Annotated in this window: 9 protein-coding genes and 1 tRNA gene; 5 read left to right on the top strand and 5 right to left on the bottom strand. The window is 42.5% G+C overall.

The genetic code is table 11. The annotated features are described in order from the left end of the window. Positions 1-254 precede the first annotated feature (254 nt). A complete protein-coding gene (locus AACU32_RS23625) occupies positions 255-2,228 on the top strand; it encodes a M10 family metallopeptidase (protein WP_339378209.1) in 1,974 nt (657 codons plus the stop codon). Between the two features lie 72 nt (positions 2,229-2,300). Here AACU32_RS23625 and AACU32_RS23620 read toward each other — a convergent pair whose 3' ends face one another. Next, the gene (locus tag AACU32_RS23620; protein WP_096603661.1) at positions 2,301-4,247 is read right to left on the bottom strand and encodes an APC family permease; all 1,947 of its coding nucleotides are present in this window, start codon (positions 4,245-4,247) and stop codon (positions 2,301-2,303) included. A gap of 300 nt (positions 4,248-4,547) precedes the next feature. On the opposite strand from AACU32_RS23620, the gene AACU32_RS23615 reads away from it, so the two are divergent. After that, positions 4,548-4,718: a hypothetical protein gene (locus tag AACU32_RS23615; protein ID WP_339378208.1), complete on the top strand. Its 171-nt coding sequence runs from the start codon at positions 4,548-4,550 to the stop codon at positions 4,716-4,718. A 192-nt stretch (positions 4,719-4,910) separates the two neighbouring features. On the opposite strand, the gene AACU32_RS23610 is transcribed toward AACU32_RS23615, so the two are convergent. The 4 genes from AACU32_RS23610 to AACU32_RS23595 all read right to left on the bottom strand — a co-directional run bounded on the left by AACU32_RS23610 (position 4,911) and on the right by AACU32_RS23595 (position 7,797). Then, a complete protein-coding gene (locus AACU32_RS23610) occupies positions 4,911-5,441 on the bottom strand; it encodes a PEP-CTERM sorting domain-containing protein (protein WP_339378207.1) in 531 nt (176 codons plus the stop codon). 328 nt (positions 5,442-5,769) lie between these two features. Further along, positions 5,770-6,348, bottom strand: a complete 579-nt coding sequence (locus AACU32_RS23605; protein WP_096603659.1) for a Uma2 family endonuclease — start codon at positions 6,346-6,348, stop codon at positions 5,770-5,772. A 95-nt stretch (positions 6,349-6,443) separates the two neighbouring features. Next, a tRNA-Arg gene (locus AACU32_RS23600) sits at positions 6,444-6,516 on the bottom strand. A 108-nt stretch (positions 6,517-6,624) separates the two neighbouring features. Further along, positions 6,625-7,797: a murein hydrolase activator EnvC family protein gene (locus AACU32_RS23595; protein WP_096603658.1), complete on the bottom strand. Its 1,173-nt coding sequence runs from the start codon at positions 7,795-7,797 to the stop codon at positions 6,625-6,627. A 309-nt stretch (positions 7,798-8,106) separates the two neighbouring features. On the opposite strand from AACU32_RS23595, the gene AACU32_RS23590 reads away from it, so the two are divergent. The 3 genes from AACU32_RS23590 (at position 8,107) to AACU32_RS23580 (ending at position 13,054) form a co-directional block, all read left to right on the top strand. Beyond that, entirely contained in the window at positions 8,107-10,380 is a 2,274-nt protein-coding gene (locus AACU32_RS23590) for an ATP-binding protein (RefSeq protein ID WP_096603657.1), read from the top strand. Between the two features lie 185 nt (positions 10,381-10,565). Continuing rightward, on the top strand, positions 10,566-11,009 hold the full coding sequence (locus tag AACU32_RS23585; protein ID WP_096603656.1) for a response regulator: 444 nt from the start codon (positions 10,566-10,568) through the stop codon (positions 11,007-11,009). A gap of 398 nt (positions 11,010-11,407) precedes the next feature. Continuing rightward, a complete protein-coding gene (locus tag AACU32_RS23580; protein ID WP_096603655.1) occupies positions 11,408-13,054 on the top strand; it encodes a hybrid sensor histidine kinase/response regulator in 1,647 nt (548 codons plus the stop codon). Positions 13,055-13,095: the final 41 nt, after the last annotated feature.

Below are 13,095 nucleotides of genomic sequence, written 5' to 3'. Positions count from 1 at the left end.
AGCGACAAAAAAATATACATAAATGTTTCAAATATTACTACAAAATCTGAATAAATTCGCAAAATTACTCGGAAATTATCGGCATATATTAATTGAATTGTATACATCCTCCATCAGATATATTTACTAAATAATACACGATAATTTTCGTTTTTTCCGGGCATTGCTTTTATCTCAGGAAGTTATGAAATAAATGCCCGATTAAGTTAAGTCGGTGTTCTAGATGTAACATATTAACTTTATAGGAGTTGATAATGAGTCCATTGACTGCTGGAACAAATAGTCACAATTTCCTCCCTCTTACACAACTAAAACTCCCAGCAGAAGGGTCTGATGCTTATGGAAGCAATACATCTATAACAAGGACGACAAAAACTAACGTTAACAACATTGATGGTTTGTTAATAGGAACTGAATGGTTGTCGAACACAGTGACCTTCAGCTTCACTAACAACTTTACCAACGATTACGAAGATGAATTGGATTATCCGAATTCGGCGGTACATGCTGCTAGCTTCCAAACCCTGAATCCTAGCCAACGCGCTGTTGCACGCCAGTGGTTTGATATGTACGAGTCTGTCTCTTTCCTCAATATGGTCGAACTGAGCGGTGAGAGCGATCGCGATGCTACCATCCGCATAGCAAAATCAAACCGATATAGCACCGCTTTTAGCTATTACCCTGGAACCACTTTCAAAGCAGGCGATGTCTGGTTTAATCCATCCCTTTACAACAGCCCCGCAATCGGCAACTATGCCTATCACGCTTTAGGGCATGAGTTGGGACATTCACTCGGACTAAAGCATGGTGATGAAACTGGTGGGATCTCAAACGTCGCAATGGATGCTAACCGGGACTCTATGGAGTTCTCCATCATGACCTACCGCTCTTATGTGGACGACCCTCTCAGTGGTGGCTATTCTAACGAGACCTGGGGATATGCACAATCGTTGATGATGTACGACATCAGAGCGATTCAGCAGATGTACGGCGCGAATTTTAACTACAACTCAGACAACACGACTTACACTTTCTCGACCAGAACTGGAGAAATGTTTGTCAATGGCATTGGACAAGGTAAACCAGGTAGTAACCGCATCTTTCGCACGATCTGGGATGGTAATGGCATAGACACCTATAACTTCTCCAACTACACTACCAATCTGGCGATCGACTTAGAACCAGGCAGTTGGACTAATCTGAACGTCGGTGGTAATCTCCAACGAGCCAATCTTGGTGACGGCAACTATGCCTGTGGGCATGTGTTCAATGCCTTACAGTTCAACCACGACACCCGCTCATTGATCGAAAACGCCAACGGTGGCTCAGGCAACGACAGTATCAAGGGCAACAGTGGCAACAACGTTTTGCTGGGCAATGGGGGTAACGACACAATCAGCGGTGGTAATGGCGATGATTACATGGACGGTGGTGCGGGGATAGACACCGTTGATTACACATATTCGACTGCTAGCGCCACTTATAATCTCAACGCTGGTGTGGCATCCTTTTCTAGCTTACATAAAGAGGAGATTCTTAACTTTGAGAACATCCTCACCAGTAGCGGCAATGACAACGTGATTGGCAGTGCGGCAAATAACCGCATCATCACTGGTGCTGGTAACGATACGGTCAGCGGTGGTAGTGGCGACGATTACATGGATGGTGGTGCAGGGATAGACACCGTTGATTACACTGACTGCAATAGTGGCGGCACTTACAACCTCAGCACTGGTGTGGCATCCTTTCCAGGCTTGTATAACGAGGAGATTCTTAACTTCGAGAACATCCTCACCGGTAGCGGCAATGACAATGTGATTGGTAGTGCAGCAAATAACCGTATCAGCGCTGGCGAGGGGAATGATACAATCGTCGGCGGATTAGGTAACGATAGCTTGACTGGTAATGCAGGTGCAGACTGCTTTCGGTTCCAGTCTTTGAGTGAAGGCGTTGACAGAATTACAGATTTCAGCGTCCTCAATGACACCATTGATGTCTCAGCGGCGGGTTTTGGTGGCGGATTAGTAGCTGGAGCATCCATTAAATTAGCTCAATTTGCGATCGGTGCAGTTGCGACTGATGCACTTGACCGATTCATCTACAACAGCGCCAGTGGCGCTTTCTCTTTTGATAGAGATGGAAGCCTGAGAACCTTTAATCAAATTCAGATAGCTACACTTAGTCCTGGACTTGCCATGACAAATAATGATATTTTCGTCATAGCATAGCTTTTGGCATGGGGCATAGGGCATTGGGCATTGGGTATTGGGCATTTGTCTTCATCATCCCCCCACACTCCCTCATCCCCCTACATGAACGCCGGGACGCTTTTGGGGATTTTTTTCCGCTCGACGCAGAACTTCACGAGTGACTACAGCTATATCACCTTCACCAAACAAGATAAAACGTAGTAAGTATTGTATGGGGTTTCCCTCAACCCAACCGAAGTATGCATGGGGAATTTTACCTGTTTGATCGCGAATATAGAGAAGTACAGCGGCGATCGCATTAGGGACTGCTGCACTCTCAGCACGTAGGATGCGATAATCACCAACTTGTACTCCTCTTACTTTGATAATATCCGCAAATTCCGAAGCATCGGATATGATAATTTCTAAAAACAGGATGGGATCGTTGGCGGGAATATGGTTATCTTCGCGTACTTCTTTCTCTTTTAAAAAATACTCTTCCGCATCGCCTACATTTAAGCGATTAGCAATTAACCTAATTGCCCCTTGGCTTTCTTCGGCAATGAATTGGTGAGCATGATCGTCAATTTCAATTTGCTCTACTCGCAGTTCTGTGGAACGCCAAACGCGAGAAATTAGGGAAGTGATAATGATAGTACTGATGAAGAACCCAGCAATTCTAATACCTTCTGGTCTTTCAATGATATTGACAATGGTAGTATATATAAATACTAAAGTGATAATAGCAAAAACAAAGGTTCCTCGCGGCGATCGCTGACGATGGACTGACAAGGTAACAGCAAAGGCAGCAGAAGTAATTAACACCAGCACGCCAGTAGCGTAAGCCCCACCTTGGGCTTCGACATTTGCCCGAAAGATAATTGTGACAATAAAGGCGATCGCTGTATAGACTAACACTAAAGGTCGGGATGCTCGTGCCCAATCTGGTGCCATGCCATAGCGTGGCAGGTAACGCGGGACAATATTCAGTAGCCCTGCCATTGCCGATGCACCTGCAAACCAGAGAATGGAAATAGTGCTGAGATCGTAAACTGTGCCAAAGCCATTGCCTAAATACAGATGTGCCAGGTAAGCAAGCGCCCTTCCGTTAGCTTTACCGCCGGTGGCAAATTCGGCGGCGGGAATTAGTAGAGTAGTGATCAAGCTACTGGTGAGCAAAAAGAAGCTCATAATTAAAGCCGCAACAGTCAGTAGCTTACGGGTATTGCGAATACGTCCTCTGGGATGCTCATGGTTATCGCTGCTGTCACCTTGAACAAGTGGCATTACAGTTACCCCAGTCTCAAAACCGGATAATCCTAGTGCTAACCTGGGGAATAACAACATAGCTGCACCGATCATTAGCAAAGGGTTAGAATGCTGTGCGAATAGTGCAGTCTGCCAATCGGCGATCGCGCCTGGGTGAATAGCGATCTGATACATACCAACGCTAATCACAATCACGTTTAACAGCAAATAAACTCCCACCAAAAAGACGGCAATACCGATTGCTTCTTTAAAACCCCTAAGAAAAACTGCGCCTAGTAATGCAATTAAAATCAGGGTGATAGCGATCGCCTGGTTGTGAAGTAGATCTGGGGTCAGCGGATTTTCAATAATATGGGCTGTAGCATCAGCCGCCGATAGGGTAATAGTGATGATAAAATCGGTTGCTACAAAGCCGAGTAGACACAGCACAAGTAGTTTGCCTTGCCACCAAGAAAGCAAGTGTTCCAGCATCGCAATCGACCCTTCGCCACGAGGGCTTTTGCCAGCAATGCGTCGGTAGATTGGCAAAGCCCCAAACAGCGTCAGCAAAACCAGAATTAGCGTCGCCACAGGAGAAAGCGCACCTGCGGCCAATGCAGCAATCCCTGGTTGATAGCCAAGAGTGGAAAAATAATCCACACCCGTCAAGCACATAACCTGCCACCAGGTATGCTGGCGATGTGGTTCTTCTTTGCGGTAAGGCCCTGGCTTCTGTCTTCTGCTTTCTTCCAGTAACCAGCGCATGAACCGTTTACTGAGCTTTTTTGGGGAAACAATTGATTTAGCCATCAAATACGCTTGCTTATGTTGCAAAACTCAGCTTTGTGATTTCTTCAAGCCTTCGTAGTCTATTAAAATTTTGGACTATAAAGACACAGTAATATCATTTATTTTTGGTTGAGCATACTATAGGATTTACCAAAAAATAGCAACTCCTTCTAGTCCCCTGGGGAATAGAGGCACTGCTATTTTTGCCTATAGCCCATAGCCATAAGCCAGCGCATCACCTAAAAGTTAGGACTAAAGCCGCGTGTTTCGCGATTTTTGGTTGAGGCTGTCTCAATGCGATCGCTCCGATCATCTTAACCTATGTCTAAAAGAATGTTATCAATTAGCAGTAAGCAAAAAGACAGAAAATTCTTCTTTCTTAATACAAATGTACTATTAAGAGGCGATGCCTACGGCGGGCTGCGCCTACGCACCTACTGCGGCTTTGCAAGACATTGCGCGATCGCACCTCTAATATTTTTATCTTTTTAGGACTTACGCACAACACAACGGAAGTAGAGGTAATTCATGAATTACCTCTACGCAACAATAAGATTTTCAGCGACATCTTGCGTAAGTCATACTTTTAACGAATTTATGTATTTAAGCAATAAAAAACCCAAATAACAAAGGTTACTTGGATGCTGTGTTTTTAATAAAAATTGTATTTTAAGTTTTGCTTGTTTATGCTGTTTGTTTTTCCACCTTTTTAGAGTAGCGCTTCTTGAGGTTTATTCCCATAGCTAATGCTGTGGCTGAACCCAGAATAGTCAGTGGTTCAGGTACTTTTTTACCATCTTTTGTCCAATATCCAGAGACTTGTAAATTTTCAAAATTAGGAGTCTGTCCAGCATTAAATATATCATTATTATCATATACAACCCAATTTAATATACCAGGAAAAGGGTATGTTCCACCTGGTTTAATATTCTGAAATTTGTCATTATAACTTCTATTTAGTGTCTCAATAGGATTTCCATCATCATCCAAATATTGAATTGAAAGATGAATATCATTAACTTCAACTTTAGTCTTATTTATGCAGTTTTTTGCTAATAATAATCCTCCTGTTGAAAAATCAGTAAATTCGCAGATACCACCTTGAATTCCAATATTAGCAGCAAAAACTGGTAACGAAAAAAGAACAGTAATAGAAGTTGGTATGCTTATAACTGTAGAAAAGAGTATTTTTGAGGAAAGAGATTTGAATTTCATTATGTTCATCCCAATTAACTAAAGGTTTAAACAAACCATAGCGAACTCAACCGTGAATGTACTAACATCACAGTTATCTTCATCAAAACTTTATATAACTACTTAGAGAAAAATTAATTAGCACAAAAACCTGTAATTACATGAAGATTCAGTAAAATTACTTATAAAGTATTGTAAAGTTTGAGATTTTATTCCAAGAGCGATCGCATCTTGCGTTGATGTTCAAAGGCGATGTCTACGACGGGCTTACGCCTACGCACTGGTTCCGCCAAGAATTGAGCGATCACTTTCATAATTGGGTTACTATCTTGTGCTGCTCATCAGCCATCTATGCAAGAATTTGCTGTAAATTTACAACAAAACCAGGGAGAACATCTTCACCAGATAAACTTGTGGGAGATTGTAAAATTTCCGGTGCTTGATGGGGGCGATAAATTTCTACTTGTTTATCTTGAGGATTAATTAACCAACCTAAACGCAACCCATTGGTTATATACTCTCGCATTTTGGCGCGAATCTCTTCCAAATCATCACTTTCGGAACGTAGTTCTATCGCAAAATCAGGGCATAAAGGCAAAAATTTTTTTCTTTGTTCTAAGGTAAGAGTATCCCATCTTTCTATCTTGACCCAAGAAGCATCAGGTGAACGAGTTGCACCATTGGGAAGTTTAAACCCAGTGGAAGAATCAAAAGCTTTGCCGAGCTTATTTTGACGGTTCCAAACGCCTAAATCAAGATACAGTTCAAAATTACGGTTTCCGGTTTCTCCTCCAGTAGGAGCCATGATAATCAATTCCCCTTCAGCAGTTAATTCCAGTCGTAATTCTTTATTTACAGCAACAATCTGTGCAAATTCCTCATCAGTAAATTTCAGATTAGGAGGTAATTGCAAAGTTAAAGCAGTCATAATTAATTGCGCTCCACTAAAATCCTAGTTTAATCAAACCCATGTTCTACTCATGGATTTAACTTAGGACAAATAATTTGGCAATTTACAAAAAACGAGCGCGGAGGGATTTGAACCCCCGACCCACAGAACCGGAATCTGTTGCTCTATCCACTGAGCCACGCGCCCTTGATTTTTTGTATTATAGCACATTTGTCATTGGTCATTTGTCATTTGTTATTTCTCCTCTGCATCCTTCCCTTGTCCTCCTTGTCCTCCTTGTCCCCCTTGTCCCTACTACAGATAACTGGCGGGATCTACAGGCGTGCCATCGCGCCGTACTTCAAAATGCAGGTGAGGCCCTGTAGATAAACCGCTGGAACCGACAGCGGCGATCGCTTGTCCGCGTTGTACTCCTTGTCCTTCGGTAACGTACAATTCACTGGTATGACCGTAAAGTGTGGTAATACCGTCGCCGTGGTCGATGATTACAGCTTTACCATAACCGCCATACCAGCCAGCAAAAATTACTGTTCCTGAATCAGCGGCACGAATTGTACTACCATAGCTAGCGGCAAAATCGAGTCCTGCATGAAAGCGACGATAGCCGAGAATTGGGTGTATCCGCCAACCGAAGGGACTGCTGGTAGGTGCATCACTGGGATATGCCAACATTCCAGTTCCGCGAATAATGATATTTTTACTGCTGCTGTTGGTTTTCGCCTGTGCCTCTGCTATCTTTTGTTGAATCAGCACTTCTAGATTTTGGGAATCTTGCTCTAGCTGGTTTTGTGCTGCTTCTAAAGCCAAGCGATCGCTATTTAACCTTTGGATCAATTCGGCTTGAGACTGCGCCTGTAGTTGATAATCGGCTTTTTGTGCCAGGAATTGCTCTCTAATCAAAGCGATTTCGTTTTTTTGCTGTTCTACTGCTGTTTTTTGCTCGGTAATCAAATTTGCTTGTGCATTGAGTGTTGTCAAAATTTGCTGGTCTGCTTGGTAGACTAACTTTAATTGATAACGCCGACTGATAAAATCACTGATATTTTCGCTTTGCAGTAACACTCCCCATCCCATACTTGCTGGCGATCGCTGAAGAAACCGCAATCTTGCAACTGTAGCTACTTGGCGTTGTTCAAAGGAACGTTCCGCCACGGCTAAATTAGCCTGCAATTGCTGGAGGCGTTCGGAAGCTAGCTTTAATTGGGATTCACTGTATTGGATATTGCTGTTAGTAGTTTGCAAGTTTTGGTTAATCCCAGTCAGGCGATTTTGCGCGGCTTGTTGGAGATTATTCAGGCGATCGCGTTCTTGAACCACATTTTGCCGTTGTTGCTGAACCTGTTGCTGTTGTTGTCGTAAATTGTCAATTGTCGGTGAAGGCGTTGCATTTACCGGTAGCCAAACCAGCAACCCACAAAGTATCAACATCCACCAAAATGTCATGAATAGAAGAATTCGCGCTTTCATGCTGTTAAGTAGGGCGGTGCAATTAAAGATAACTGGCTATGGCTGTCATTAGTCATTAGTCATTGGTCATTGGTCATTGGTAAGGGTTTCAAGCCTATTTACGTAAAGTACATAGTTTGGTTGATCTCCACCTACTTACTTTCAGCCAAGAATTGTAAGCATTGTGCCCAAAATTGAGGCAGATCTATCAGGGGCTAGGGATGAAAGGGACAAATGACAAATGACAAATGACCAATGACCAATAACAAATGAAGAAATGTAAAATTTAATTGCGGTATTGTTAAAAGAAGCTTGCTATTAAATTAAGTTATGAGCCAGTCAGAAGACAATCTTCCCCCAACAGCTTCTTTGACTAACCACGATCGCAAACCAATTCACATACCTGGCTCAATTCAACCTCATGGTGTATTACTAGCTCTTAATCCCCAGCTAGATATACTACAAGTTAGTAACAATACCCAAGATTTTTTCGGTAAATCTCCTCAAGAGTTGCTTGGTCAACCGCTAACCAGCTTACTGGAAGCTCAACAAGTTGAAGCTATCAGGCAATGTTGGTTAAAAAATATTGGCATTTATACTACTTATAAAGTAGCTATACATACTTTGTATGATGAACGATATTTTGACTGCATTGTGCATCGGATAGCAGATGCTTTGATTGTGGAGCTAGAGCCGATAGAATCTATATCTGAAGTGAGTTTCTTAAGTTTCCATGCTTTAGTCAGTGAAGCGATCGCCGATATTCAAAGAACATCAAACCTGACAGAATTTTTGCATCTAGTCGCCATCCAAGTCAGACAAATCACAGCTTTTGATCGGGTAATGGTCTATCAATTTGATCGTACCGGAGCCGGTGCTGTGGTTGCGGAAGCTAAACGGGAGGATTTACCACCATACTTAGGGCTACATTATCCGGCTACAGATATTCCTGAGTCGGCGAGAAATTTATACCAGCGTTCTTGGCTACGATTTGTCCCTAATTTAACCGGTCAACCAGTTAAGCTAGTTCCCATTGAAAACCCCATCACACAACAACCTCTCGATTTAAGCTTTTCAGTACTGCGGAGTGTTGATTCTTGCTGTATTGAATATTACCAAAATATGGGCGTGACCGGAATTTTGGTGATTGCGCTAATGCAAAACCAGCAGCTTTGGGGTTTAATTTCCTGTCATCACGAGACTCCTAAGCATCTTTCCTCCGAACTGCGTCAAATCTGCGAGTTTTTAGGACGGATTGTCTCGTTAGAGTTAAGACACAAAGTTAATCAATTGGAATTAGATTATCAAGTTAAACTTCAATCTCTACAATCTGAGTTCATTGAGTCTATTTCTCAAGCAGATAATTTTAGCGATGCGTTGATTAAACCAGAACTCCGCTTATTAGATGTTGTGAGTGCTTCGGGAGCAGCAGTTTGTTTAGATAATGAAATTACACTTGTCGGCACAACACCTGAGATTGACCAAGTTCGTGCTTTGATTGAATGGGCAGAGACTCAGGTTAAGGACAATCTATTTTCTAGCGATTCTCTACCGCAGATCTATCCAGAAAGCGTTGCTTTTAAAGATACTGCTAGTGGATTATTACTACTGCGGATTTCTCAAGTCCGGCGCTATTACATTCTCTGGTTTCGTCCCGAAGTTATGCAAACGGTAAATTGGGCGGGTAACCCCAATGAAGCTATTCAAGTTGCCGAGGTAGATGGTACGCTTACCTGGAGTCCGCGAAAATCTTTTGCCAAATGGCAAGAAACGGTACAGTTAACTTCCCTAGCTTGGAAACAATGTGAACTTGATAATGCGATCGCTCTGAGAAATGCGATCGTTGGTATTGTACTTTCTAAGGCGGATGAATTAGCCAAAATTAACTCAGATTTAGAACGCAGTAACCGAGAATTAGCCTCTTTTGCTTACGCTGCTTCCCACGATCTTAAGGAACCTTTGCGAGGTATATATAATTACTCAACTATTCTCCTTGAAGATTACGCCCAAATTTTGGATGCTGATGGGCTTGAATGTCTAGAGACAGTGGTAACTTTATCGGTGCGGATGGAAACTCTGATTAATGCGCTGCTGCGACTCGCCCAGTTAGGACAAGCACAACTGCGCCAGCAAGCTACCAATCTCAACGAATTACTCAACCAATTAATTGATGTCTTTCGTGCTAGTCGTCAAGACTCTCAGCATTTTGATATTCGCATTCCTCGACCATTACCCACAGTTGAGTGTGATTCGGTTCTGGTGAATGAAGTCTTTAGTAACCTGATTAATAATGCGTTCAAATACAACGATAAAACAGAACAATGGGTGGAAATCGGCTATCTAGATTCCCCTGAACTCCACAAAAAAAGGCAAACCCCCGAACCACCAGTATTTTATGTCCGCGATAACGGGATTGGAATTCCCCAACATCACTTAGAAACCATATTTCGACTGTTTAAGCGTCTCCACTCTCAGGAAAAGTACGGTGGGGGAGTAGGTGCTGGATTAGCCATTGTCAAGAAGATTATTGAACTTCATAACGGTCGGATTTGGGTTGAATCTACCATAGGCGTTGGTTCAACCTTCTACTTTACCCTGGAATAGATCTCACCCACCCAGCTTCCCTCTCCTTCCTGGAGAGGGAGGAGTAACGAAAAATCATGGTTTTTCTCCCCTCTCCTTTTAGGAGAGGGGCTGGGGGTGAGGTCAAAATCTTGTGTATCGAACTCAGGTTAGTTTAAGATAAGTAACAAAATTCTTTAAATTATGACATTTTGTTAAGACAACTAATGACCACGAGACTTCATGAACCTCTACTAGTTGTTGAGGACAGCAATGAAGATTTTAGGATGCTGCAACGCCTCATGCGACGCATGGCTGTCCAGAACCCGATCTATCGCTGTACTAATGGGGATGAGGTTTTAGACTGGCTCTATAAACAGAGCAGTAATGAAAATTCTAGTGCAGGGCTACGACCTTCTGTAATCCTGCTGGATCTAAATTTACCGGGTATTGATGGTCGTGATATCTTAGAGCGGCTGAAGCAAGATATAACTTTCAAAGAAATCCCGATCGTTGTTTTTACCACATCATCCAACCCTAGAGATATTGAGTATTGTTACCAAAAAGGTGCAAACGGCTATCTCGTGAAGCCAATGGATGCGCAAGGATTGCGAAAAACGATTCAGGCATTTGTAGACTATTGGCTGGAGGCTAATACTCCACCAGCCTGAAAATTATATTTCTGTATTTCTGGTTGATGAGGTAGTCCCCACCAGGACAGGAAGCGGCGCGCGGTACAGCAGCAGACTGTAGTCGTCTGCTTGTGCTGGGGTTTGATATTCAGACTCGATAGAAGTTCTCAGTAAGTCCATATCTCTGTGTCTTCTGGATCTCTTGGTTCTCCGCGTCACGCTGTTTCCCCCTATTTGTGTCAATTTTTTCGATTCCCTATCATCCCTAGCTCACGACTTCATACTTACCTGACTTTTTCGGTTTGTGTAGTCGTTTGCTTTAAGTTTTCTCAAATAATTTTAGATTTTATTTATATTTATTTTAGATTATTTTTAGAATTATGCAATAGCAACCGAGATTAAAAAATCTCTCTTATTCCTCTGATCCTCATAATTTTATGGTGGACACATGGACGCTACTGATCATTGATGATTGTGCAGCGGATCGAAAAATTTATCGTCGATATCTTTTGCAAGATCCCTACTATTCCTATCAAATTTTGGAGGCAGACTGTGCAGAATCCGGACTAGCTTTGTGCCAAAAAATTCATTGTGATGTCATTTTGCTGGATTTTTGCCTACCTGATATGAGTGGGTTAGAACTGTTTGACCAGCTAAAGCAAGAGATATTTGATTCACCAATTACAGTGATTATGCTGACAGGGCGGGGTGATGAAGAAGTCGCCGTACAAGCAATGAAACGGGGTGCGCAAGATTATTTAGTCAAGCAATATCTGAAACCAGATGTACTGCAACTAGCTGTCCGCAATGCTATCAAACAATCGCACTTGCAAGCCCAACTATACAAAAATCGAGAACGACAGCGTTTAATTGCAACGACGGCATTACGAATTCGCCAGTCTTTGGATTTAGAGGAAATTTTAAATACAGCGGTAGTAGAGGTACAGCAACTTCTCAAATGCGATCGCGTGTTGGTGTATCAATTTTCCCCGGATAATGGCGGTAAAACGGTGGCTTCCTCGATGGAATCATGGGAAACGGTGTCATCATGCCATCATATCGAAAATCTTTGCCATGAGGTTAGGGGTGAAAACCATCATTGGGGATGTAAATTAGCCATTCCTCAAGTCTACGAAACGGGCTTGAGTAATTACCTCGATTTATTAGAACAATTTAAAACCAAAGACAATTTAGTTGTTCCCATTAATTTGAGTAACAATGGTAACCAAGAAGATCAGCTTTGGGGACTGTTGATTGCGCACCATAGTACGCAACAGCGAAAATGGCAAGCTGATGAAGTAGAAATACTCAATGAATTATCGGTGCAACTAGCGATCGCCATTCAACAAGCTGAATTACTAGCCCAAACACAAGCGGCGCTTGTCAAAGCAAAACAACTCAATGCATTTAAATCTCAAATCGTCGCCACAGTTTCCCACGAGTATCGTACACCATTGACTTCCATCTTGGCGGCGGCATCAACTTTGCTCAAACATGGTCAGCAATTCGATGAGTTTAAACAACAGAGGTTTTTGGGAATTATTGAGCAAAAAGCCCGGTCGATGTCCAAACTTGTGGATAACATGCTGATGGTTAATCGACTTGAACTCGACAAAACCAAGTTTAAACCCATCCCACTCGATCTGCTGCAATTTTTTCATGACCTGATTGAACAGGAGAGAGAAACAGTGAGCGATCGCCATGAATTAATTTTTAATAGTAGTGGAAACTACCAAAACTTCTGGGGCGATCGCGGTCTTTTGCAACAAATATTTGTGAATCTAATCTCCAATGCTATTAAGTATTCACCACAGGGAGGCAGTGTAGAATTTTACTTAATTGGGAAAGAATCAGAAGTGATATTTTACATTAAAGATGAAGGTATTGGCATACCGATGACAGATCAAGAAAAGTTATTTCAAGCCTTTAGTCGGGGAAGCAACGTAGATACAATTCCTGGGACAGGACTAGGACTAGCGATCGCTAAATCTTGTGTAGAATTACACAAAGGCAATATTTCTTTGTCTAGTCAAATCGGGCAAGGAACTAAAGTTACAGTCAGCTTACCAAAACAACCGCTGTAGTTGAGAAAGAGGGGCTAGGGGCTAGGGAGACAACTGACGGT

Source organism: Calothrix sp. NIES-2100 (genome assembly GCF_963875285.1).
Lineage (GTDB): Bacteria > Cyanobacteriota > Cyanobacteriia > Cyanobacteriales > Nostocaceae > Aulosira.
This window is presented reverse-complemented; position numbering and strand designations above follow the sequence as displayed.